22 protein-coding genes are annotated in these 23,851 nt (G+C 60.4%); 14 read left to right on the plus strand and 8 right to left on the minus strand.

The annotated features are described in order from the left end of the window. Positions 1-16: 16 nt before the first annotated feature. The 3 genes from AAIH70_RS27315 to AAIH70_RS27325 are packed head-to-tail and all read right to left on the minus strand — an operon-like array spanning position 17 to position 2,782. Complete coding sequence (locus AAIH70_RS27315; RefSeq protein ID WP_430036935.1) at positions 17-1,033, minus strand: LLM class flavin-dependent oxidoreductase; 1,017 nt, start codon at positions 1,031-1,033, stop codon at positions 17-19. Positions 1,034-1,075: 42 nt separating this feature from the next. After that, the gene (locus AAIH70_RS27320; protein WP_430036938.1) at positions 1,076-2,098 is read right to left on the minus strand and encodes an LLM class flavin-dependent oxidoreductase; all 1,023 of its coding nucleotides are present in this window, start codon (positions 2,096-2,098) and stop codon (positions 1,076-1,078) included. Between the two features lie 54 nt (positions 2,099-2,152). Continuing rightward, positions 2,153-2,782: a GNAT family N-acetyltransferase gene (locus tag AAIH70_RS27325; RefSeq protein WP_430036940.1), complete on the minus strand. Its 630-nt coding sequence runs from the start codon at positions 2,780-2,782 to the stop codon at positions 2,153-2,155. Positions 2,783-3,014: 232 nt separating this feature from the next. Between AAIH70_RS27325 and AAIH70_RS27330 the strand changes: the two genes are divergently transcribed. The 7 genes from AAIH70_RS27330 to AAIH70_RS27360 all read left to right on the plus strand — a co-directional run bounded on the left by AAIH70_RS27330 (position 3,015) and on the right by AAIH70_RS27360 (position 12,335). Continuing rightward, complete coding sequence (locus AAIH70_RS27330) at positions 3,015-4,016, plus strand: MsnO8 family LLM class oxidoreductase (RefSeq protein WP_430036943.1); 1,002 nt, start codon at positions 3,015-3,017, stop codon at positions 4,014-4,016. A 32-nt stretch (positions 4,017-4,048) separates the two neighbouring features. Continuing rightward, positions 4,049-5,686 (plus strand): ABC transporter substrate-binding protein, encoded by a 1,638-nt coding sequence (locus AAIH70_RS27335; RefSeq protein WP_430036946.1) that lies wholly within the window; start codon positions 4,049-4,051, stop codon positions 5,684-5,686. Between the two features lie 37 nt (positions 5,687-5,723). Beyond that, positions 5,724-7,346 carry an ABC transporter substrate-binding protein gene (locus AAIH70_RS27340; protein ID WP_430036949.1) on the plus strand — a complete coding sequence of 541 codons (1,623 nt, stop codon included), beginning with the start codon at positions 5,724-5,726 and terminating at the stop codon, positions 7,344-7,346. 60 nt (positions 7,347-7,406) lie between these two features. Further along, positions 7,407-8,423 carry an ABC transporter permease gene (locus AAIH70_RS27345; RefSeq protein WP_430036951.1) on the plus strand — a complete coding sequence of 339 codons (1,017 nt, stop codon included), beginning with the start codon at positions 7,407-7,409 and terminating at the stop codon, positions 8,421-8,423. Continuing rightward, entirely contained in the window at positions 8,420-9,292 is an 873-nt protein-coding gene (locus tag AAIH70_RS27350) for an ABC transporter permease (RefSeq protein WP_430036954.1), read from the plus strand. Before AAIH70_RS27345 ends, AAIH70_RS27350 begins: the two co-directional genes overlap by 4 nt. Continuing rightward, positions 9,289-10,947: a dipeptide ABC transporter ATP-binding protein gene (locus AAIH70_RS27355; RefSeq protein WP_430036957.1), complete on the plus strand. Its 1,659-nt coding sequence runs from the start codon at positions 9,289-9,291 to the stop codon at positions 10,945-10,947. The genes AAIH70_RS27350 and AAIH70_RS27355 overlap by 4 nt, the downstream gene beginning before the upstream one ends. 65 nt (positions 10,948-11,012) lie before the next feature. After that, a complete protein-coding gene (locus AAIH70_RS27360; protein ID WP_430037131.1) occupies positions 11,013-12,335 on the plus strand; it encodes an NtaA/DmoA family FMN-dependent monooxygenase in 1,323 nt (440 codons plus the stop codon). A 77-nt stretch (positions 12,336-12,412) separates the two neighbouring features. On the opposite strand, the gene AAIH70_RS27365 is transcribed toward AAIH70_RS27360, so the two are convergent. Then, positions 12,413-13,123, minus strand: coding sequence for an SDR family oxidoreductase (locus AAIH70_RS27365; protein ID WP_430036961.1), 711 nt, complete (start codon positions 13,121-13,123; stop codon positions 12,413-12,415). A gap of 84 nt (positions 13,124-13,207) precedes the next feature. Here AAIH70_RS27365 and AAIH70_RS27370 point away from each other — a divergent pair, with 84 nt between their 5' ends. After that, on the plus strand, positions 13,208-14,128 hold the full coding sequence (locus tag AAIH70_RS27370; RefSeq protein WP_430036964.1) for a LysR family transcriptional regulator: 921 nt from the start codon (positions 13,208-13,210) through the stop codon (positions 14,126-14,128). Here AAIH70_RS27370 and AAIH70_RS27375 read toward each other — a convergent pair. Then, complete coding sequence (locus AAIH70_RS27375; protein ID WP_430036967.1) at positions 14,125-14,511, minus strand: winged helix-turn-helix transcriptional regulator; 387 nt, start codon at positions 14,509-14,511, stop codon at positions 14,125-14,127. The two genes, AAIH70_RS27370 and AAIH70_RS27375, sit on opposite strands and share 4 nt — an antisense overlap. A gap of 90 nt (positions 14,512-14,601) precedes the next feature. Between AAIH70_RS27375 and AAIH70_RS27380 the strand changes: the two genes are divergently transcribed. Further along, positions 14,602-15,351, plus strand: coding sequence for an SDR family oxidoreductase (locus AAIH70_RS27380; RefSeq protein ID WP_430036970.1), 750 nt, complete (start codon positions 14,602-14,604; stop codon positions 15,349-15,351). 60 nt (positions 15,352-15,411) lie between these two features. Here AAIH70_RS27380 and AAIH70_RS27385 read toward each other — a convergent pair whose 3' ends face one another. Both AAIH70_RS27385 and AAIH70_RS27390 read right to left on the minus strand, forming a co-directional pair. Then, positions 15,412-16,263 (minus strand): NADPH-dependent oxidoreductase, encoded by an 852-nt coding sequence (locus tag AAIH70_RS27385; RefSeq protein ID WP_430036973.1) that lies wholly within the window; start codon positions 16,261-16,263, stop codon positions 15,412-15,414. Between the two features lie 82 nt (positions 16,264-16,345). After that, on the minus strand, positions 16,346-17,302 hold the full coding sequence (locus AAIH70_RS27390) for an amidohydrolase family protein (RefSeq protein WP_430036976.1): 957 nt from the start codon (positions 17,300-17,302) through the stop codon (positions 16,346-16,348). 489 nt (positions 17,303-17,791) lie between these two features. Here AAIH70_RS27390 and AAIH70_RS27395 point away from each other — a divergent pair, with 489 nt between their 5' ends. From AAIH70_RS27395 to AAIH70_RS27415, 5 genes are all read left to right on the plus strand, one after another. Continuing rightward, a complete protein-coding gene (locus AAIH70_RS27395; protein WP_430036979.1) occupies positions 17,792-18,961 on the plus strand; it encodes an LLM class flavin-dependent oxidoreductase in 1,170 nt (389 codons plus the stop codon). A gap of 19 nt (positions 18,962-18,980) precedes the next feature. Next, positions 18,981-19,211 (plus strand): hypothetical protein, encoded by a 231-nt coding sequence (locus AAIH70_RS27400; RefSeq protein ID WP_430036982.1) that lies wholly within the window; start codon positions 18,981-18,983, stop codon positions 19,209-19,211. 78 nt (positions 19,212-19,289) lie between these two features. Then, positions 19,290-19,634, plus strand: a complete 345-nt coding sequence (locus tag AAIH70_RS27405) for a DUF3088 domain-containing protein (protein WP_430036985.1) — start codon at positions 19,290-19,292, stop codon at positions 19,632-19,634. Between the two features lie 22 nt (positions 19,635-19,656). Next, positions 19,657-21,252, plus strand: a complete 1,596-nt coding sequence (locus tag AAIH70_RS27410) for an ABC transporter substrate-binding protein (protein WP_430036988.1) — start codon at positions 19,657-19,659, stop codon at positions 21,250-21,252. Positions 21,253-21,330: 78 nt separating this feature from the next. Next, complete coding sequence (locus AAIH70_RS27415; protein WP_430036992.1) at positions 21,331-22,683, plus strand: LLM class flavin-dependent oxidoreductase; 1,353 nt, start codon at positions 21,331-21,333, stop codon at positions 22,681-22,683. Between the two features lie 43 nt (positions 22,684-22,726). Here the strand turns inward: AAIH70_RS27415 and AAIH70_RS27420 are convergent, their stop codons facing one another. Next, entirely contained in the window at positions 22,727-23,701 is a 975-nt protein-coding gene (locus tag AAIH70_RS27420; protein ID WP_430036995.1) for a LysR substrate-binding domain-containing protein, read from the minus strand. Positions 23,702-23,851: the final 150 nt, after the last annotated feature.

Raw genomic sequence — 23,851 nt, forward strand, 5'->3', positions numbered from 1 at the left:
TCGGCTCCGGGTTTCGTCAGGCGGCGTGGACATAGCGATTGGCTGCGGCAGGCAGTGCGAGGCGTTCGCGCAGGGTCGTTTCCTGACGCGCCTGTCCGATTCCCGCAGCCCGCAACGCCGGCAGGAGGTGATCGACAAGCGAAAGCAAATCGCTTTTTGGTTGCCGGGGCAGGAGACGGATGCCCGCAAGTCCGAAAGCGGCCCATTCCCGCACCCGCGCGGCTATGCGCTCGGATTCGTCCTGCCAGTGCCGCGCCGTCTTCTTTGCTTCAACAGCCGAGCCAATTTCGATATCGGCAAAATAACGCAGGTCGGAACGGGCGGTTGATGACGCTTTCAGCAGTGAGGGTACGTCGTTTATGCCCGCGCGCAGGAAAATCAGATCCACATTGGCTTTACCGGCAGCATCATTTGCCGCGGCGATACTTGCGGCAATGACCGGCTGGCCCTGCGGCGGACGCGGGGTAATGGACGGGCCGAGCACGCTGAAATTCGAGCCCTTAAAATCGACATAACGCAGCTTTGCTCCGTCAACGAAACGCTGGCTTTCCCGGTCGCGGATGACCGCGTCATCCTCCCAACTGTCCCACAACCGGCGGATGACGTCGATCGCCTCATCGAAATCCCGCTCAAGCGCGTGGCGGTCATCCGCAGGATAACCGTTCAGCGGACCTGTCGCGCGTCTGGCCGACGCGGCATGTTCGCCCTCAAGCGACTGCGCCAGAAGTCCGGCGCGTCCGTCCGTAACATAGTCGAGTGTCGCGATTGCGGTCGAGACATGGAAGGGTTCGAGGACGTTTACCGGCGCGCCTGCCAAAATCCCTGCGTTACGGGTTCTGGCGCCGAGCCAGTTTGCAAACAAAACGGCATCCATCCCGTCGCCATCGGGCCGCGCATATCGGTCTTCCAGAACAAGGATGTCGGCTTCAACATCAAGCTTCTCCAACAGATTATTCGGTCCGACATCGTCGCGGAAAAGATTGCGGGATCCGGCATCGAGGCCGACACTGATTTGAATACCCGTCGTCGTCATGTTGCACTCCGTATGAATAGGGTTCGGGTGGAATTGGGCGCGTCAGCCGGCATTGCGCAGGCCGCGATTTACCTCGTGGGCTCCCGGAAAAAGACGCGTGAAATCCTCGATGATCTGGCCGTAATCCTCGGCTGAGAATTCATAAGGCAGTTCCAGCCTGAACTCGGAGATCAGCGACAAGACTGGATCGCGCGAAAGCTGGTCGAGGATTTCGTCGGTCGTGCCGATAATGTCGGGCAGGAAGAGGGTCCGGCGCGGGCCGTGAGCGGTCTTGGTGCGTTCCGTACGGGCGGCGACGAAATCGGCGTATTTTCGGCGCGTGGCCGGACTGGCGCTGTCCGTTGGCAGTATGACGCGGCCGAGTGCGACGCGTGGCGGACGTGGATGAGCCCATTCCTGTCTGAAGCGATTGATCAAGGCAGCCTGGGCCGTCAGAAAGTCATCCGTGCCTTCACCGCTGACGATATTGCCGGTGAGAAGATTGAAACCGGCCTGCCCGGCCCATCGCGCCGAATTCTGCGAACCGCCACCATACCAGAGCCTGTCGACAAGGCCGCTGGCGATCGGACGCAATCGTGGCGTCTGGACACCCGCCGCATTGCCCGAAACCTGCCTGTCGGAGAGCGGAAGCGACTGCAGCGCGAGCGCCAGTTTTTCTGCCCGGTTGTGGCTGTAGTCGGCCTGCGGCGCGTCATCGACATAATCGGCAATCAGATCGGCAAACGGTGGCGCGCCGACCGATACTCCGACATTGAGGCGCCCGCCGGAAAGGATATCCACCGTTGCAAGGTCCTCGGCGAGCCGAAACGGATTTTCATAACCGAGCTGGATGACCGCGGTGCCAAGGGTGATCGTCTTTGTGCGCTGCGATGCCGCCGCCAGAAAGGTGGCAGCTGAGGAAATCCCGCGCTCCAGATGGCGCTGGCGCACCAGCGCGCCGGAATAACCGAGCCTTTCGCCGAGCTCTATCAGCCTAAGCGTTTCCTCGATGCCCTTGGCGGGGTTGTCGTCATCATAGTTTCCAGGAACGAGGAAGGAAAAACGGGAGATGTGGGAGAGCGGCATGGCAACTCGCAAATAATGAAATGGAAGGGGAGAGCGACGACGGCTGGCAGACGGTCATGCCGCCGAACGCGAACGATGGCGCGTCAGCCGTTCGAGGATTTTTGCCTCCTGCGTGGCCTTTAGGTCCTTTACGCGCTGCGTCGCAGCTTCGAACGAGGCAGCAGGCGGATAGACGGGTGTTGCAGGCGTGTGTCCGGCCTTTGCGCCGATATGTTTCTCGAAGGGAAGCGAGCGGTATAACGAGGGGTTCGCGTCGATATCAAAGAGTGGTCGGTAGCCCAGGCTCAGATAGAGGGCTACGGCTTCCGGCTGACGAAAGCCGGTCGAAAGATAGGCGCGTGTGTAACCGAGACTGACGGCGCTTTCCTCAAGGGCGCTCATGATGCGGCGGGCAAGGCCCTGGCGTCGCAGCGATGGGTCGGTCCAGATGCGCTTGATCTCGGCGGTTTCGTCGTCATGGCTCATGAAGGCGCCACCGGCGATGGTTTTCCCTTCACGTTGAAGCAGAAGGAAATCCCCCAGCGGCGGCGTATTGATGCCGTCGGGGTACCGGAACAGCTCGGTGCGTGCTCCTCCGGGCCGGCTATCGGCGCCGTACCGGCCATCGTATTCGCTGATCAGCCCCTCGATCAGCGGCTGTGTCGAAGGATCATGAAGGGTAGACCGGATAATGATGTCGGGCATGGCTTTCCTCGTAGAGGGCGATAGCCAGCTGTCCAGATGATGTTGTCCCGAGCTTCTGTTCGAACCTCCGGGCTCACCCCAGCCGCGCGTAAAGCATGGAGCATGGAAGCAAGGTTTGGCGCGGCACGATGTTTTATTGTGCAGGTGAATAAGGAAACATCATTGCTCGATTAGTAGTCTACAAAAAATATAGCTTTCATCAATTCAACCGATCCGCCTGCAGGGAGTATCGATGACATTTGGTTTGAGCTTTCTCGACAAGTCTCCGATCCACGAAGAAGAGGGCGCTGCTGCTGCCCTTCAGAGAACCGTAGCACTGGCCCAAAAGGCCGAAAGCCACGGCTTCAAACGCTTCTGGGTTGCCGAGCATCATAACTCGGCGAAGCTGGCCAGCTCGTCTCCGGAAGTGCTGATCGGTTTCCTGTTGGCGCAGACAAAGCGGATCAGCATCGGCTCCGGCGGAGTCATGCTGCAGCATTACAGCGCCTACAAGGTTGCGGAGAATTTCAATCTCCTGGCGTCTCTGGCACCCGGACGCGTAGACCTCGGTATCGGCAAGGCGCCCGGCGGCATGCCACTTTCGACGCATGCGCTTCAAGGTGCCTACGATCCGTCCCGCAAACCGTCATTCGATCGGCAGATTGCCGATCTCGATCGCTTTATCCGCGACGAGGGAGCTGTGGCTTCAGAGGAAGACAAACTCGCGGCCTATCCAACACCGCCAACACCGCCAAACCGGTTTCTGCTCGGTGCCAGCCCAGAAAGCGGCAGGCTTGCCGCCAGTCTGGGCTGGAACTTCGTGTATGCCGGCCACATCAACGGCGACGAGGCTGCGGTCTCGAAGGCGCTGGCGGCGTACCGGGATGCAGGCGGCGCCTATGCAGTTCTCGCTGCTGCCGTCGTGGTGGCCGAGACGGATCAGGCGGCCGATGCGCTCGATGTCGAGGGTCGGCGCTTCCGCGTCGAGATCGAGGGCGGGCAGGGTGTCAATGTCGGCAGCGAAAAGCAGGCGCTGGAATATGTGCGGCAGACCGGTGCCACCAGCTATCGCATCGAGGAACGCTCACCGCTGATCCTCCGAGGTTCTCCTTCCAGGGTTCAGGCGCAGTTGCAGCATCTTCATCGCCTGCATGGCGTCGATGAATTCATCGTCGATTGCCCGGTCTCAGAAGGCGCGCATCGTTTCAAGGCAATCGAACATCTGGCAGCGGCCAGCCGCGCGCTTGCCGCGTAATTTCAGAACACAGGCTATCCAAGGGGTTGGGCATGGTAACCAGACGTCATTTCATTCTCGCAACCGGCGCGACGGCGCTGTTGGCATCAACAGGCATTGCGATCGGCGCTGAAGATGCGGGTGACGCTCCCGTCAGCGGCGGTTCGCTGAGTTGGGCAGTAGAAACGGAGCCGAGCACGCTCAACCCGCATCTGAACGGGCAGGCCAAGGCAAAACTGATCCTGCGCAACGCTTACGAGTCGTTGTTGGCACGCACACCTGAGGGCGGTTACGTGCCGTGGCTTGCCAAGAGCTATTCCATCTCCGGTGACGGGCTGGAGTACACGTTCGTCCTGCGCGACAACGTGACGTTCAGCGACGGCGAGAAGTTCAATGCTGCCGCGGTGGCGTTCAATCTGACGCGGGTGAAGGACCCGACCTATTCGACCGGCAACAGTTCCGGCCATCTGTCGCATGTCAAAGAGGTCGTGGCTGTCGACGAACATACGGTGTTGATCAAGCTCGCGCGTGTCTATTCGCCCTTCCTCGACGGCGCTTCCGCGATCGAAATTCTCTCGCCGAAATCCTATTCCTCGACGCAATTGAAGTCCGGCGGGCCGGAAATCGCCGGTACCGGTCCCTTCATTATCGACCGCTACGTCAAGGGCCAGGAAATCCGCTTCATCAAGAACCCAGGCTATGACTGGGCACCGGAAAATGCCGGTCACCAGGGGCCGGCCTATCTGGATGAGGTGATCTATCGTTTCCTGCCGGAATCGGCGGTGCGCAGTGGTGCCTTGTCTTCAGGACAGGTGCAGGTCATCGAAGGGATTCCGGGCAACGACGCCGGTCTCTTCCGCGACGATCCGGAATTTTCCTACCAGACGGCGATCAATACCGGCACGCCCTACACGCTCTATCTGAACATCAACCACCCCCTGACGGCGGACGTGGCGATACGCAAGGCGTTTCAGGCCTCGGTCGATGTCGATCAGATTCTGCAGTCGGTCTATCGCGGCGAACGCCAGCGCGCCTGGGGCATCCTCACCCCGGCCGATACCGATTTCTACGACAAGAGCATTGAAGGCGCCTACGGTTTCGATCCCAAACTGGCCAACCGCCTGCTGGATGACGCCGGCTGGAGCGCTCGCGATAGCGAAGGCTTTCGCGTCAAGGACGGCAAGAAGCTGACCATCGAAGTCGTGCAGTCGCAGGCGACTGTGCGCGACCAGCGCGATATCCTTCTGCAGGCAGTACAGGCGCAGGCGCGTCAGCATGCCGGCATCGATGTCGCCCTCCAGTATGTCGACGCCGGCACCTATTCCACCCGCCAGAAGGACGGGCAGTACGGTATCATCCCGAACTCCACGACGACGCAGGAAAACGGCGTCACGATCTATTTCCACTATCTGCCGCGCAACAAGGGCGGGTCGATCAATTACAGCCGCACCGAAGCCCCGGAAGTCTCCGTCTGGCTGGACGAGGCAGCATCGACACTCGACCCCAAAAAACGGTTTGAAATCTACGCCAAGCTGCAGCGCTACGCCCTGCTGGAGCAGGCGCTCGGCCTGCCGCTCTACGTGCCCGATGACCAGATAGCCGCCAGTATCGACGTCAAGGGCGTCGGCTTCCGGCCATTCAAACGTCTTCCCGAAAACGCCTATGACATCTGGCTTCAGCAAAACGCCTGAGCCGCCTGTGGTCCAATTTCTCTCACGGAGTTTACGCATGTTCGATCGCAGACAATTCATTCTCGCCGGCACAGCGATGCTGGCTCTCTCAGTCCTCCCGATCGCTTCCCTGGCACAGGACGCAAAACCGGTCAGCGGCGGTTCGCTGAGTTGGGGTGTGGAAACCGATCCGGCGACACTCAACCCGCAGCTCAACGGTCAGGACAAGACCAAGCTTCTTCTGCGCAATGCCTATGAGTCGCTGCTGGCGCGCACGGCCGATGGCGGATATGTGCCGTGGCTTGCCACTGCTTATGAGATTTCGCAGGACGGCAAGACCTATACGTTCAAGCTGCGTCCTGACGTGACCTTCACGGACGGCCAGACGTTCGATGCGAAAGCGGTCGTTGCCAATTTCGAAAAGCTCAAGGATCCTGCCTATTCGACAAGTGTCAGCGCTGGTCCGGTGTCGCGCATCGCCGAGTTGAAGGCCGTCGATGACCATACGGTGTCCTTCACGCTCAAGGCTATCTACGCACCTTTCCTCGATTACGTTGCGGGTCTCGAAATCCTGTCGCCGGCAGCATTCGCCTCGTCGCAGTTGAAGTCCGGCGGGCCGGAAATTGCCGGTACAGGGCCTTTTATCCTCAAGCGCTACGTCAAGGGACAGGAAATCCAGTTCGAGAAGAACCCGGCCTATGCCTGGGCTCCATCGACCGCTGCCCACCAGGGGCCGGCCTATCTCGACCAGGTGACCTACCGTTTCCTGCCGGAATCCTCGGTGCGAACAGGCGCCCTGACCTCCGGTCAGCTCGATGTGATCGAGGGCATCTCGGGCAATGATGCGGCGTTGTTCAAGGACAACCCGGACTTCACCTACCAGACGGCACTCAACACCGGCACGCCCTATTCGCTGTTCCTCAACGTCACCTGGGGCCCGACACAGGACGTCAAGGTACGCAAGGCGCTGCTTGCCTCGCTTGATGTCGACAAGGTTCTGCAGGCTGTCTATCGCGGCGAACGCACACGGGCCTGGGGCATCACCTCGCCGATCGACCCGCAATTCTACGACAAGAGCATCGAGAACAGTTTTGGTGCCGATGCCGAAGTCGCCAATGGCCTGCTGGACGAAGCCGGCTGGAGCGCCAAGGATGCGGAAGGGTTTCGCACCAAGGACGGCAAGCGCCTGACAATCGAGGTCGTGCAGGCGCAGGCGACGGTGCGCGACCAGCGTGACGTGCTGCTACAGGCCTTGCAGGCACAGGCGCGGCAGGTGGCAGGCATCGATCTGGCCATCAATTACGTCGATGCGGGCACCTATACCGAGCGCCGCAAGACCGGCCAGTTCGGTTCGATCGCCAATTCCAACACGCCAACCGATGCGATCGATATCGAGTTCCACTACCTGCCACTCGATAAGGGTGGCACGATCAACTACAGCCGTGCAGCGGCGCCTGAACTGGCGAAGTGGCTGAACGAAGCGGCCTCGACCCTCGACACCAGCAAACGCTTCGAGATCTACGCCAAGTTGCAACGCTTCGCGATTGTCGATCAGGCCTATGCCATCCCGCTTTACGAGCCCGAAGATCAGGTTGCAGCTGCAAGCAACGTGAAAGGCATCAGTTTCCGGCCGTTCAAGCAGCTGCCTGAAAGCGCCTACGATATCTGGAAAAGCGAATAGTTCCGGACCACCGGCATCCAACTTAGCGCAAGCTGAGGCATCAACTCAGGAGTGGACGGCATGACCGCTGACAATGTGACAAGCCTTGGCCAGGCACCCGTGGCCATTTACCGCCGCAGGCGCGTGCTGCGGCGGGGCGGCCTGCCACTTCAGGTCGTCGGCCGCATCGGCTCGGGCATCCTCGTCCTGTGGGCGGCAGTGACGCTGAGTTTCATCAGCATACAGCTTGCGCCCGGCGATATCGTCAGCCTGCTGATCGGCGAGCAGATCCGCACGCCGGAAGTGGAAGCGGCGATCCGGGCCGAATGGGGTCTGGATCAGTCATTGTTCGAGCAGTATCTGGCCTATCTTTCAAAGCTGCGGCATGGCGATTTGGGAAGGTCCTATATCCTGCAGACCGATATTTCGGGACTTGTGGCATCGCAGATCCTGCCGACACTGAAGCTGACGGCTGCTGCCCTCGTTGTGGCCATCATCTTCGCCGTGGCAAGCGCCATCCTTACCGCCGGCAAACGCATTCCGCGCAGCATTGCCGGTGGTCTCGAACTGACGCTGATCTCCACTCCGAGCTTCTGGCTCGGCATCCTGTTGCTCTATGTGTTCTCCTTCACCCTCAAGATCTTTCCGGTGTCGGGAGATAGGAACCTGTCAGCGCTCGTGCTGCCTGCATTGTCGCTGGGTCTGTCATTGGGAGCGGTCCTGGGGCAGGTTCTGCGCGAAGGCCTTGAGCGGGCCCTGGAAGAACCATTTGCGCTGACGGTGCGCAGCTGGGGCACCAGCGATTTGGTTTTGCGACTGCGTCACGGCTTGCGGCATGCGGCGCTGCCTGCTGTCACGCTTGCCGGCTGGCTGGTGGGCAACCTATTGTCCGGCGCCGTTATCACCGAAGCCGTGTTCGGGCGACCGGGACTAGGACGCATCACCGTCGATGCCGTGCTTGCGCATGACATGCCGGTCGTGCTGGCCGTCGCCATTCTGTCCGCGCTCATTTACGTGGCGATGAGCACGCTGGTGGATATCCTCTATCTGATGCTTGATCCGCGATTGCGCGATGAAGGCGGGAGGCAGCCGGCATGAGCGTTTCCTTTGACAATTCACTCGCGCAGAGCGGTCGTTCACGCAAGATCCTTGGCGCAATTCTGGGCCGGCCGGGTGTCCTTCTGTCATCCGTGTTCCTGCTGATCGTAGCGACCGCCACCTTCTGGCCGCAGCTCGTCACCGGCGACAACCCGCTTCTCGCCGACCCAATAAAATCGCAGCTGCCGCCATCCGCGGAACACTGGTTCGGAACAGACCATCTGGGTCGCGACGTTTTTGCCCGCGTGGTTTACGGTGCACGGTATTCGATCCTCATCGGTGTCAGCGCGATCGCCATTGCTGCCCTGGCCGGGACCTTTCTCGGCCTCGTGGCAGGGCTGGCGCGGGGTGTGGTCGACGAGGTCATCTCGCGTTTCCTCGATGTCGTATCGTCCTTTCCGGACCTTCTGCTTGCGCTGGTTCTGATCTCTTTCACCGGACCCGGCACCGTCAATCTGATCTTCGCGCTGGGTGTCGCATCGGTGCCGCGTTTTGCCCGCGTCGTGCGTGCGCAAACTTTCGTCATCGCCAAGAGCGGTTATGTGGAACAGGCGAAAACGTTTGGACTAACCCGCAACACACTTATCATTCGCCACATCCTGCCGCACGCGATTGCACAGGTACCCATTCTGGCGACGATCGGCCTCGGCTCAACCATCATACAGGCCGCGGGCCTGAGCTTTCTCGGCATGGGGCCGCAGCCGCCGATACCCGAATGGGGCGCCATGCTGGCGGAAGCGCGCAATTATCTGCGCGTCGCGTGGTGGATCGGCGTCTGGCCGGGCGTGGCGATCACCCTCACGGTCATCGCCATCAGCGTGCTGGGCAAACGCTGGCAGCTGGCATTCGAGGGCAGGAGACAGGCATGACCCCATTGATCGAGGTTCGCAATCTGAAGATCGGTTTTCCGTGCGGCGGGGTGGAAAACACCGTTGTGCATGGCATCGACCTCACCATTCATCGTGGCGAAACCGTTGCTCTTGTCGGCGAGTCCGGATCGGGAAAGTCGGTGACAGCCCGCTCGCTGATCGGCCTTGCCGGGTTGACGGCCGCGGTCAGCGCCGACAGGTTCGATGTGGCTGGAGCAAACGTCCTTTCCTTTCGCGAAGCCGACTGGCGCCGGTTGCGCCAACAGGAAATCGGTTTCGTTCTCCAGGATGCGCTGGTCTCGCTCGATCCGCTGCGCCGGATCGCCCGGCAACTTTCGGATGCGACAGGCCGGCGAAAACTGTTTGCCCGCACGCCGCCGGGTTTCGATGGCCGCGCGCTGTTGCAATCGGTCGGCATTCCCGACCCGGATCGGCGCCTGCAGCAATATCCACATCAGCTTTCCGGCGGCCTGCGCCAGCGAGCGCTGATCGCAACGGCAATCGCCCGCAATCCCTCGCTGCTGATTGCCGATGAGCCGACGACGGCGCTGGATGCCACCGTGCAGAAGCAGATCCTCGATCTTTTGGCGCAGCGTCGCGATGCCGGGCACACGCTGCTGCTGATCAGCCACGATCTGGCTGTCGTTTCCCGCCTTGCCAATCGTGTGCTTGTCATGAACGAAGGCCGCATTGTCGAAGAAGGGCCGACGGACGAGCTGTTGCGAAACCCGCGCCACCCTTACACCCGCCAGCTTCTCGATGCTGTGCCATCGGCCGGGTCGAAAGGTTTTCGGCTTTCGGCCGCGGTATCACCGCCCGTCGGCAATGGCGCCGGGGCTGTGCCGGCGAGTGCTGCCGCGCGTCTGCCACTGCCGGCCAGAACTGTTCATGCCGGCAATCACGTCCTGTCTGTCCGCAATCTCGTCAAGCATTATGGCGGTGGCGATAGCGCGCCTGTGGTCAACGATGTCTCCTTCGATCTGTCTGCCGGAGAGGCACTCGGTATCGTCGGCGAATCCGGCTCGGGCAAAACCACCGTCGCCAAAATGGTGCTGGGGCTTGTCGACCCCGATGAGGGGGCCGTGTTCATCGATGGGCAGCTGTGGAGCAATGTCGCCGAAAGTGTTCGCCGGCCTCGCCGCAGCATCATGCAACTGATCGCCCAGGATGCGTTCAGCTCGTTCGACCCGCGTTACACCGTGGAAAAGATCGTCGGCGAAAGCCTCGATGTTGCAGGCCTTTACGGGCCTGAGCGGCGCGGACGGGTGGTCGAAGTGCTCGAAGCGGTGCGGCTTAGCGGTGATTTTCTCAGCCGTTATCCGCGCGAGCTTTCAGGCGGCCAGCGTCAGCGTGTCGCCATTGCGCGCGCCTTTGCACCACGTCCCCGGCTGTTGATTGCCGATGAGCCGGTGAGTGCACTGGATGTCTCGGTGCAGGCGCAGGTCCTTGATCTGCTCGCTGAGTTGCAGGCGGCATCCGGCACATCGCTCCTGTTCATTTCCCACGATCTGGGCGTCGTGCACCATCTGACCGACCGCGTGCTGGTGATGAAGGACGGGCGAATAGTCGAAAGCGGCGATGTGGCCCAGGTGTTTTCGGCACCCCGGCACGGCTACACCCGCGCCCTGATCGACGCTGTACCCGCACTCGCCTGATACGAGCCGGATGATGATCATCCGGCATGACTGACGAAATCATATCCATTGTGAAGGAACCGATCATGGCGCTCAACCGCCCTCGACGTCTGAAAACGCTCACCGGTGCCAGCAGCGTGATTGCGGCATCCAACGATCTTGCGCCAAAAACCGGCATCACGCGTGCCGTCGAACTGGCGAGAAAAGCAGAAGCGGAAAAGATCACCGGCCTGTTTACTGCCGATCTCCTGCATATCGACCCCGCCGGACTTGCCGGTACGGCCGGTATTCAGGAGCCGATCGTCACCCTTGCGGCGCTCAGCCAGGCGACATCGCAGATCGGCCTCATCGCGACGATTTCCACCACCTTCCATCACCCTTACAATCTCGCCCGTCAGATCGGCACACTCGATCATTTGAGCGGCGGTCGAGCCGGCTGGAATGCGGTCACTTCGTCGGTTGGCGAGGAAAATTTTGGCGAGACTTTGCCGAGCCCGGAAGAACGCTACGCGCGTGCGGCCGAGTTCATCGAGATCGTCAATGCGCTTTACGACGCCAATGAGCGGGATGCCGTGCAGCGTCGTGCTTCCGGCGCCGTTGCGGTGGACCACACAAAATTCCACCCGATCAACTACAAGGGACGGCACTTCGATGTGCAGGGGCCGCTCAACGTGCCGCCTTTGCCGCAAAGAAGAGCCGTACTGTTCCAGGCGGGCCAGTCGGACGCGGGCGTCACTGTCGGCGCACGTTACGCCGAGGTGGTCTATACTTCGCAGCCGCGGCTGGACGATGCCATCGCTTTTGCCACCGAACTGCGCCGTCAGGCGGTGAGTTTTGGCCGTGCCGCAGCTCTGCCCTTCATCATGAATTCCTTCCATGCGCTGATCGGCGAAAGCGACGCCGATGTTGCGCGCCGGCTGAAGGAGAAGCATGAGAAGATCGATTACGAGCAGGGCCGCCTGAAACTGGCGGACATGCTCGGCGGCGGTGTGGATCTGTCCGATCTGCCGCTCGACCAAGCTTTGCCGGACACTCTGCTTCCGGAGGTGACGAGCATCAATCGTCGACGTGGGCGGGTGGAGGTTTTCCGCCGTTATGCCAAGGAAGGCCTCACCCTGCGCGAACTGATCGTTCAGGCGCAGGAGACCGGACACTGGTCCGTTGCTGGAACCCCGGAACAGCTTGTCGATGCTATCGAGGAACGCTACCGGGCCGATATTCTCGACGTGCTTTCGCTTCACGGCTTTGGCAATCCCGATCAGGAGGATCTGCTGGTCAACGGGCTCCTGCCGGAACTGCGGCGCCGCCAGATCATCGATACGGATTATGTCGGCGACGACTTCCGCTCCAATCTGGAACTGCCGGTCCTGGAGGGACAGATCGCTCTGCCGAAGAGGCTTGCCCGATAGTGCCCGGCTCGAATTGGTACGCGGGCTTAGATGGCGGCTGATGGCATCGCAATTGGCGGCGGCACCGCGGTCGCTGCCTATCGAAATGTGTAGCCGCCGTCACAGAACAGCGTGCTGCCGGTCATGTTTCCGTTGTCCAGCAGAAACAGTGCCGCATCGGCTTGCTCTTCGGAGCTTGCCGGCCGGCCGACAAGACACAGCGATTGCCAGGCCTGATAAGCCGGTTCCCTGACGCTGTCGGGGCGATTGCGCCACAGGTCGCTGTCTGTCGTTCCGGGAGACAGGCAATTGACCCTTATCGGTCGAAGCTCGAATGCCAGTCCACGCGCAAGGCCTTCAATTGCGGAATTGCACGCGGCGTAAGCCGGTGCGCCGAGCGGACGGGCAGAGGCCGCGCCGGACATCAAAACGACGCCGGCATCGGCCGTCAGATACGGCAAGGCGGCATGAACCGCCCAATACTGTCCCCAGAACTTCGCCTTGAACAACCCCTCGCTGCTTTCGAGGTCACCATCCGAGAAGGCAGCTGTCTTATATGTCGCCGCCGGTGTGAACAGGCCGGACAAAGCTGAGGTACCGGAAAAGAATGCGGCAAGCGATTGGCGATCCGTGATGTCGACCGTTTTGCCGCAGGCGCGGGCTCCCAGCTTGCCCAACACCTGCTCCAGGCGTTCCGCCGAACGTCCGCCGACCACGACATGGTCACCGCGATCGACAAGTTTGCGGGCGAGGGCAAAGCCGATGCCGGACGTTCCCCCGATAATTGCATAGGTGCGATATGTGCTCATGCGTGAAATCTACTGCGGTAATACAAGTTCGGTAAAACGCATAAAATTCCTTCAATTGCGGATTTAAAATCGTTAATTAAGGTCATGCAACATCAACAGGGCGACGATATCGGGGTGTTTCTGGCCGTCTGTGCAGCCGGCAGCTTTGTTTCAGCATCGACGCGGCTGGCGCTTTCCGCTTCTGCCGTCGCCAAGGCGATTTCCCGTCTCGAAAGCCGGCTAGGCGTGCGGCTGTTTCAGCGCACCACAAGACGTTTGAACCTGACGCCGGAAGGTGTGGTCTACAGGGATGTCTGTGTGGAGGCGCGGCAAAATGTCGAGCGCGTCGAAACGGCGCTTTTCCGTCTGGCCCGTGAGCCGGCCGGGCGACTTCGTGTCAGCCTGCCACCGCTATTCGGTGTTCATGTCGTGGCGCCTGCCCTTTATTGCCTCTGCCGCCGTTGGCCAGAAATCGATCTGGATATTTCAACGAGTGTATCGGCTGTCGACATGGCGGCCGCGGGCATCGACCTGGCTGTCAGGATCGGAGAATTACCGGATGTGAGCGGAATGGTTGCCCGCCCTCTCGGCACCCAGCGTGTCGTACTGTGTGCATCGCGTGCCTATGCCGGTGACCGGGGGCTGCCGCAAACGATCGAGGACCTTTCGGATCACGAGATGATTGCCCAGTCTACCAGTGGCAGATCGCGCCCCTGGCATTTCCGGCAGAGCGATGGTGCCATCGTCAGTTTGCTTCCAAAAGCACGGATACTGCTTGATGGGAGTTTGCTGACACTGTCTGCTGTGCGCGCCGGACAAGGGATCGGGCTTCTGCCGCATTGGCTGGTGCGCGACGAGATTGCAAGCGGCGAGCTTGTCGTCGTGCTCGGTCGGCATGTTGCCGGTCATCTTCCCGTCCATGCCGTGTGGCCGGCATCACCCGTGATGCTGCCGCGTTTGCGCGTCGCAATCGATGCGATCGTCGACGTCGCGCGTGCGCGGCTGTCGGACGGCGATGTGGTTTAGCGACCATTGCTGCCGGCCTGTTCTTGTTCCGGCATTTTCTCACGGATCGCTGTGCCATGTGTCGTCATCCAGCCGGCGAGTGAATCGAGGGTTGGCCGCAAGGTCCGGCCAAGCGCGGTGATCTCGTATTCGACGCGCGGCGGCATTTGCGGATAGACCGATCGGGACACCAGGCCCTGTTGCTCGAACAGGCGCAGATGGCGCGTCAACTCCTTCTGGGTGATCGGACTGGCCGCACGCTGCAGCGTGCCGAAGCGCACTGGCCGGTTTTCGACAATCAGGCGGTAGAGAATGGGAATAGCCCACTTGCCAGAGATCAGGTTGACGAAATCAACCATCGGGCAGCGTTCCGGCAGTGTGGCATTTTCCGAAAGTTTTTTCATGAAAGTCCTTTAGTATCAATTTGGTGCTTACTATACAAATGATACAATAGGCATGACAATCCCTCCATCATCATCAACACGAGGGATAATATGGGACGGCTTGAAGGAAAACGCGCGCTGATCACCGGCGGCACCAGCGGGATAGGTCTTGAAACCGCCCGGCAATTTGTGGCTGAAGGTGCGCAGGTCGCCGTCACCGGCCGATCGGCCAGTGGTCTTGCCGCTGTCAGGCGTGAATTCGGAGACGATATTCTGGCTCTCGAAAGCGAGGCCGGAAACATACAGTCGCAAGAACAGCTGGCGGACGCATTGAGCGACCGCTGGAAGACCATCGATGTCCTGTTCGTCAATGCAGGTGATGTCACACATCGGCCTTTGGCGGACTGGGATGAAGCAGCGTTCGACGCGCTGATGGCGACCAATCTCAAGGGGCCCTTCTTTCTCATCCGAGCCCTTCTGCCGCTCTTTGCCAATCCGTCGTCGGTCATCCTGTGCGGCTCGGTTTCGGCTCACATCGGCCTGCCGCAGTCGAGTGCCTATGCGGCGAGCAAATCGGGGCTTCTTTCGCTGGCACGTACCTTGTCCGGAGAGTTGAAGGAGCGCGGCATTCGGGTCAACGGTCTGAGCCCCGGCCCGACCGAAACGCCGGCCCTTGGCAAGCTTGGGCTGGAAGATGAAGCCGAAAAGGCACTGAAGGAAGAAATCCGACAACTGGTGCCGATCGGGCGGCTGGGAACGCCGCTGGAACTGGCAAAAGCCGCCGTCTTTCTGGCTTCGGATGAATCATCCTTCGTCGTCGGCACCGAATTGCTGGTCGATGGTGGCGTCGGCAATCTTTAAAACACATCGCGCAAAACTGTGCCGCCCCCAACCCGATCGGTGCGGGGGCGGATACGATTGTTACCTGATCTTGAAGCCCATCTGACGAGCGATGCCGGTTAGGAGGTCGCGGCCTTTCAAGGCAGCTTTATCGGCAACGCGGGCTGCGACGACCTCGCTCCAGCCGCGCACGGCCATGCCCTGGCCTTTCTGGAAGGCGCGCAGGGTGTCGTCATAGCCTGACAGCGCATCTTTGGCAGAGGTTTCACCATATTGCTCATGGTGCAGCACTGCGGATTGCGGCAGCCGTGGCTTGATATCCGTTTCGACACCCGGATCGGGATAACCGACAGTCATGCCGAACACAGCGAAAGCTTCCGGCGGCAGGTTCAAAAGCTTGCCGACTTCGGCCGGATGGTTGCGCATACCGCCGATGTAACAGGTGCCGAGACCCAGTGATTCAAACGCCACCAATGCATTCTGGGCAGCGAGTGCCGCATCGACCGATGCCAGCAGAAAACTTTCGAGATAATCGAGCCCTTCACCGGAGTTGCCATGTTGTACGGTGATTTTGCGCAATCGTGACAGGTCGGCGATCCAGAGGAGAAACAGCGGAGCCGACAGGATCTGCGGGTTTGGTGCGGCAAGATCGGCGAGTGCTGCACGACGTTGCGGATCCCTGACCGCAACCACGCTCCACGCCTGCAGATTGGATGACGTGGGTGCAGATTGTGCCGCCGACACCGCCAGTCGGACGATTTCATCCGGCACGGGTTTCGGCAGGTAGGTCCTGACGGTCCTGTGCGAGAGGATGGTTTCAAGGCTGTCGTTCCACGCGTCTGGTTCAAACGGCTGGTCTGTTCCGTATCGCCGATGCAGAAGCGTGTGGGCAGGGTCTGTTTTGTCGGCAATCGGGGAGTGGGCGATGGACATTTTTCCTACCAAAATTTCAAGGTGATCAATATGGTTTCACTGCGCTGCCAGATGGGCCTTCCAATAGGAAGGGGACGCGACATCATTCTGCAGCAGCCACCGCCATTTGCAAATGCAGATCAAGAAGCCGCCGGGCATTGCCGCCAGCAACGAGCCGCTGTTGCGCCTCGTTCAATCCGGCTTCCTGCAGGCTGGCTTGCAGATTGTCATGTCGCAAGGCTGGCAGGATCGGCCAATCGGTGCCGGCCAGCACGCGCTCGGCGCCGAAGAAATCGACAAGCGTGCGGATGATCGCCGGATCATCGCCCATTGTATCGAAATAGATGTTCGGGCGGATGTTTGCTTGCCGTTGCGCACGGCTGTAGCGGCCGCCACGGGATGCCTGCACGATACCGCCGAGGCCAAGCGTCGCGAAAACCAGATGCAGATCGGGGAGATCATCGAGCAACGTGGACTGGATGACCGACAGGAAGGCGACGCTGTTGATCAGCCCGCGCCCCGCCGAATTGCCAAGCGTTCCCGCACCCTTGATCAGAACATCTGCCTGTGGATGCGAGACCGGATGGACGAATACCGGAACGCGGTGGCGGGCGGCGACCTCCAGTGTCGGCCTCACGGCAGTGTCGCCGATAAACCGGCCATCGCGCGCTGAATCGAGCACCAGACCGGAGAGGCCGAGTTCGGTGATCGCTCGCTCGGCTTCGCGTGCGCCTTCGTCGCCGACAAAGGCATCGGTGACGCCGAATGCGACAATGCCGTCATAGTCCTGCTGCAACTTTGCCAGCCAGTCATTGGCTTCCCGCACGCCCGCGAAATCGACAGGGCCTTCATGGCCGTAGAGGCTCTCGATCGTGGCGGTCACAACAGCCAGTTCAACACCTGCCTGCCGGAATTCATCGATCATGATCTGCGGGCTTGTGATGCGGTCAAGGGTTTCCTTCGGGAAATTGAAGTGCGATTTGGCGCGCGCGCCTCCCGGTGCCCATGCCGGTGGCCAGAGATGCGTATGGATGTCGATCACTTGCAGACGCTCGGACATGCGCTTCAACTCCCCCATTTTTTTCAAAAATGCTCGTTCTTGTCCGCGTCACGGTGTGCGTATGCGGATCGCTGTGCAGTGTCGCCGAGATGAGAGTGGCGTTCAAAGAGCTGACGTGCGTCTAATGGAGCGGTTGGAAAACGGCGTTTCAATTATCTATCAAAAGAGTAGAAAATAATTGCAGGGACCGCTTTCTGTTGTCCCAGCCGCAGTCTGCCGGCGCGGAAATCGGGTGTTCGAAGGATGGCGCCGACAGCATCATCATTCCCGATGTCGTACTTGCCCCGCAATATTCAGCGCTCTTCCGGACCGATAATAGTATATAATAACTGCAGCTTATTTGGCGATTGTCCTAGCCTTCTCGCACGATGGCCGTGCTCTGGTTCCAATGCCTTGTGGCAATCTGCAGCCGGCTTTGCGGCAGCGAAAAAATTCCCGACACCGGATGGTGATGTCGGTCTCACAGCACCCGAATGAGGAGATACCAACATGGCATTGGCCGCCCAAAGTGATCGCCTTCAATCCCGCAGCGGACCATTCGATTTCGAAGATAGCCCCCTCAGCCGTGCCGCGAAGCAACCGCTGATGCTCGGCCTGTTTCTCAATTTGCAGGACATCAATTTCTCCAGCGTACCGACAAGCAACAGCTGGACCTTTGATTACAATGCCGAGCTGGTGAAGAGAGCCGACGAGTTGGGATTTGAAATCGCGTTCAGCCGTACGCAATGGCTGCCGAAAGGCGGGTACGATGGCGCATCATCACTCGACAGTTTCATCACGCTCGGGGCGATGGCGGCGATTACCAAAAACATCCTGCTGATCTCCACCATTCACGTGTTGTACGGCCCTTTGCACCCGCTTCATCTCGCCAAATATGGTGCAACGCTGGACCATATTGCCAAGGGGCGCTGGGGCATCAACATCGTCACGGGGCATCGGGCTGTCGAACACGAGATGTTCGGCTGGCAGCGCATCGACCACGACAAACGTTACGAGATGGCGGCGGAACTGTTCGAGGTGCTGCACACGCTGTGGACGGCGGACGAGAATTTCTCCTACGAGGGCAAGCTCAACCCTTGGGCCATCAGCAATGGCTGGATAACACCGAAACCGCACTATGGTCGTCCCAACCTTGTCACGGCGACGGGGTCTCCTGCCGGCTTCGATTTTGCCGCGCGGTATTCCGATCTGGTTTTCGTGACGTCACCCGGTGGCGCCCATATCGATAGCGCGCTGGAAACCCTGCCGGATCATATAGCAACGTTGAAGGCGCGAGCGGCTTTCCACGGGCGGCAGATCAAGACGATCATCAATCCCATCGTCGTCGCGCGCGATACGGAAAAGGAGGCGCTTGCCTTTGCCGATGCGATCGAGGCCGGCAAGCCCAACCCGACGACGCGGGCCTTTGCCACCAACAATTACGACAGTGATGCTCATGCCTGGCGCGGGCGTGGCGATGCACGTCACAAGCAGGGCCGCAATCTGGGCGGCAATATTGAAATCATCGGCACGCCTGAACAGGTTGTGGAGCAGTTCGCGGCTTTGAAGAAGACCGGCATCGATGGCGTGCAGCTGAACTTCTATGACTTCCGCGAGGATCTCGATTATTTCGCGGAGCGCATCCTGCCCCTGATGAAACAGGCCGGTTTGAGATTGTGACAGGACATTGCCGCGAGGCGTGGCGGCATCGCTATCCTTGAAAAAATCCCGGCCCATCTGCCGGGATTTTTTGCTTTTGTTCAACGGCATGCCCGGTTTGCCGCCATATCGTGTGATCGCAGTTCCGCGAAACCTGATTGCGCTGCCACCCCATGGCGCGCAATTCCCGTTGCCTCTGCAAATCCACGGAAAAACATTGTTTCACGCCAATCACAGCACAAATATTTTCTTGCTGCCGCTGCAAAAATAGCTTTCTGGCGCGGGCTCCCGACGCTCGGCAAGGTCTGTCTCCCGGAGCGGAAACGCTCCTCCAAGCATGTTGGAGACCATGGCCAAGGATACACTTTTTCTGATCGCTCCGGGTTTCGAGGACCCGAAGCGCCCCGGCACGCAGTTCGTCTGCCCCTATTGCAATCAGGTCGAGGGACTGCTGGCCAGTTTCCCGGATCTTGCCAGCCGGCTCGATGTTCGCCGCGTGCCTTTTGCGCGCCCGCGTGAGGCGGTCATCGCCGCCGTTGGCGCGGAAAACCAGGGCCTTCCACTGCTCGTCCTGTCGGGCGAAGGCCAAGTGCCGGACGATGCCGGCGAACACGATGGCGTGCGCTTCGTTTCCGACACCAAACACATCCTGGCGCTGCTCGCAGAGCGTCATGGTTTTCCGCAACTGCATTGAACCGCCAACGACCGGAGCCTCCATGTCTCTTTCCCGACGCCAGTTTCACAAGATCGCGCTCGCTGCCGGCGCTTTCGTCTCGCTCCCAGGTGGTGGCTTTGCCGCAGCCGAGGAGCCGGTTTCCGGCGGCACGCTGAAGATCGTCTACTTTCCCGAGCCGACCCAGCTCGTTGCCATCAACACGAGCGCCGGTGGTCCGCAATTCATCGGCTCGAAAATTTTCGATGGCTTGCTGAGCTACGACTACGACCTCAACCCGAAACCCAATCTGGCGCGCGAATGGAGCATTTCCGCCGACGGGCTGGAATATGTCTTCCATCTGCAGCCCAAGGCAAAGTTCCACGATGGAAAACCGGTTACGTCTGCCGATGTTGCCTTCTCTATCCTGCGCCTCAAGGAGGCGCATCCGCGTGGCCGTGCCATCTTCTCGCAGGTCGAGGCGATTGATACGTCCGATCCGCTGGTGGCGAAACTGAAACTCGCCAAGCCATCGCCGGCGCTGATCACGGCGTTGGCCGGTTCGGAATCGCCGATCGTGCCCAAACGCGTCTTCGAGACCTTCAAGCCGGTCGACAATCCGAAAACCGAGCAGATCATCGGCAGCGGTCCTTTCGTACTGAAGGAATGGGTACCCGGCAGCCATATCCTGCTGGAGCGTAACCCGGATTACTGGGATGCCCCGCGCCCCTATCTGGAACGCGTCATCGTGCGCCTCATCAACGATGCCGGCGCGCGGGCGGCGGCACTGGAAACGGGCGAGGGGGATATCGGCCCCAATCCGGTGCCGCTCGCCGATCTCGAGCGTTTCAAGGCGTCCTCGACCTTGCGCGTCGACGATCGCATCTATGCCTATGCCGGCCAGCAGAACCAGTTGGTGATCAACCTCGAGAACAGCTACCTCAAGGAGCTGAAGGTTCGTCAGGCCATCGCGCATGCCATCGATGTACCGGCGTTGATCAATATCGTGTTGTTCGGTTACGCGATCCCGTCGCCGACCGCGATCAGCCCGGGCCTTGCGAAATTCCACAATCCCGACATCGGTTTTGCCAAGTTCGATACCGCGCTTGCGGAAAAGCTGCTCGACGAGGCCGGTTTCCCGCGCAAGGAGGGCGGCAAGCGCTTCAAGCTGCGCGTCACCACAAACCCGTTCAACCCGCAGACCTATTCGGATTTCATCGCCCGCGCTCTGATCAAGGTCGGCATCGATGCGGAAATCGAAAAGTTCGATTTTGGCACCTATGTGAAGATCGTCTACACCGACCGCGCCTGGGATCTTTCGGTTGAATCGCTGTCCAATACATTCGATCCGACAGCCGGCGTGCAGCGCGTCTACTGGAGCAAGAATTTCAAGATCGGCCTGCCGTTCTCCAATGCCAGCCATTACGAGAACCCCGAGGTCGACCGTCTGCTCGAAGCGGCGTCGGTGGAGCCGGATGTCGAAAAACGGGCGCAGCTGTTCAAGGACTTTCAGGTCATCGTCGCGAAAGACCTTCCCGTCATCAATCTTGCATCGCCCATCCAGCCGGTCGTCGGCAGCGCCCGCGTGAAGGATTACGCGCTCGGGGCCGAGGGGCTCAGCAGCAATCTTGCCCGCGCATGGCTCGCAGAAACCAGCTGATCAAGCGGCATCGCCTCGGTCCGTCTCGCTGCGGCGATGCGCATTCATTGCGCCAACACGATAGGAAAGGGAAACGCCATGAGCAGGAATTCCGAGAAGCTTGTCCTCAACGCCTTCATCTACCCGGGTGGTCATCATGAGGCCGCGTGGCGCTACAAGGATTCAGAGCCGGAACGCGTGACCGATATCCGTCTCTATCAGGAGATCGCGAAGCGCGCCGAGGCGGCCAAACTGGATGCGCTGTTCTTCGCCGATGCACCCGCCCTTGATGGCAATATCCGCTATTCGGCACGCCACCGGCTGGAGCCGATCACCACGTTTGCGGCACTTGCAGCCGTCACCGAAAAGATCGGCTTCATCGCCACGGCCTCGACCACCTATTACGAGCCCTATAATCTGGCGCGCCTGTTCGCCTCCGTCGATCATATTTCCGGCGGGCGTGTCGGCTGGAACATCGTCACCACCTCGGCTGCCAATGCGGCGCCGAATTTTGGCCTTGACCACCATCCCGCCCATGCGGAGCGGTATAGACGTGGCGCCGAATTTGTCGATGTCGTCACGAAACTCTGGGACAGCTGGGAAGACGACGCCATCGTCGCCGACAAAGAGAGCGGCCTGTTCGCCGAGACGGATCGCATCCATGCGATCGCGCACAAGGGCGAATTCTTCTCCGTTCAAGGGCCGCTGAACGTGTCCCGTTCGCCGCAGGGAAGGCCGGTCTATGTGCAGGCGGGGTCTTCTGAAGACGGCCGCGATTTTGCCGCCCGTTATGCAGAGGCGATATTTACTGCGCATCAGACACTGGAAAGCGCGCAGTCCTTCTATCGCGATATCAAGACACGGGCCGCCGCTCTCGGGCGCAATCCGCAGCACATCAAGGTTCTGCCGGGTATCAGTCCGTTTATCGGCGGCACGGAGGAAGAGGCGAAACGGCTGGAGGCGGAATTCAACGATCTCATCCAGACGTCGTTCTCGCTCAATCAGCTACGGCGGATGACCGGCATCGATCTGGATGGTGCCGATATCGACCAACCGATCCCGCCTCACATGGTGGAGGAAACACGATCCGGCGCGGCAAGCAGCCGTCATCAGCTGGTGCTTGATGTCATCGACCGCGAAAACCCGACCATTCGGCAGCTCCTGCACCGGCTTGCCGGCGGGCGCGGCCACAAGGTGATTGCCGGCACGCCGGAACAGGTGGCAGACTGGATCGCCACATGGTTCAACCAGCATGCGGCGGACGGTTTCAACATCATGCCGCCGTGGCTGACGGGCGGTTTCGATGCGTTTGTCGACGAAGTTGTGCCGATCCTGCGCAAGCGGGGCCTGTTCCGGGAGGATTACGAGGGCAATACGCTGCGCGATCACTATGGATTGCCGCGGCCGCAGAGCCTCTATGCCGGCGAAGAGGCGTTGCAGAACATCGCCTGAGACCGCAAGAGGGGCCGGCGTTTTCGATGCCGGCCCTGTCGTTTCAGGCGACTGCCATATTCGGGGTATCCGTACCGCGCAGGAAGGCGAGCAGAAAGGCCATTTCCGGCTGCCGGCGTCGTTCCGGGCTAGTGATGAGATGGTAGCGGCTGCGGGTCGGTTGCGGTGAGCCGAACGGACAGGTCAACCGTCCGCTCGCCAGTTCCTCGATCACCAGCGATTGGCGAACCAGTGCAATGCCGTGCCCGGCAAGCGTGGTCTCGATGAGAGCGGTCTGCTGGGAAAGGCGGAAAGCGGCCCTGGACGAGCGAATGGCAAAACCACAGGCGCGCAGCCAGTGAGACCAGTCGAAAGCAGGATCATTGCCACCGTCGGCAAGGATTTCGATGGAGCTGTCGCGCAGGCGCTCGGGTGCGTTTTCCAGGCCATGTCGCTCGGCAAATTGTGGCGTGCAGACCGCAACAACCGCATCGCTGAACAGCGGCTCGCAGATGAAACCGGGCACCGGCTCCAGCAGCGGCAGGATGGCGACGTCGGCGTCGAAACGGCCCGGATCGAATTTTCCGCAATCCCGGGTCGAGATGGTCATGTCGACATCCGCCAGCCCACCGCGCAGATGCCCCAGACGCGGCGCGAGAACGCGGGCAAGGAAGGCGGAATCGACCAGCAGGTCCAGTGACGGCCGTGCGCTGCACAGAATAAGGCCGGACAGGCTGTCGATCATGGATTCGAAGGCATCGGCGAGGCCGGGATAAAGGGCAGCCCCCGCATCGGTCAGCGCGAGTTCGCCACGCTGACGGCTGAACAATGTCTGTCCGACATGCGTTTCCAGAATACGCACCTGCTGGCCGATGGCGGCCGTGGAAACGTGCAGTTCCTCGGCGGCGCGGGAAAAACTCTCATGACGGGCGGCTGCAACGAAAGCCCGCAACGCCGTCAGCGGTGGAAGGCGTGACAGGGTGGGCAGTCGCAGGCGCTGCCGTCCGCGTGCGGCAGCCAGCAGATCGGTGGTCGTCATGGCCTAACCTCCTTGCCCAGGCGAGTTCATCGCCAGAAAAATAATCCAGTTATTTTGTATATTAATCGGTGCGATGGCAATATTTTTCCAACGAGCGCCCATTATCCGCCAGAGATTTAGATCGGCATTCCAGCAGCGGCCTTTTCAACA

The organism is Neorhizobium sp. BT27B (assembly GCF_050455485.1).
Taxonomy (GTDB): Bacteria; Pseudomonadota; Alphaproteobacteria; order Rhizobiales; family Rhizobiaceae; genus Neorhizobium.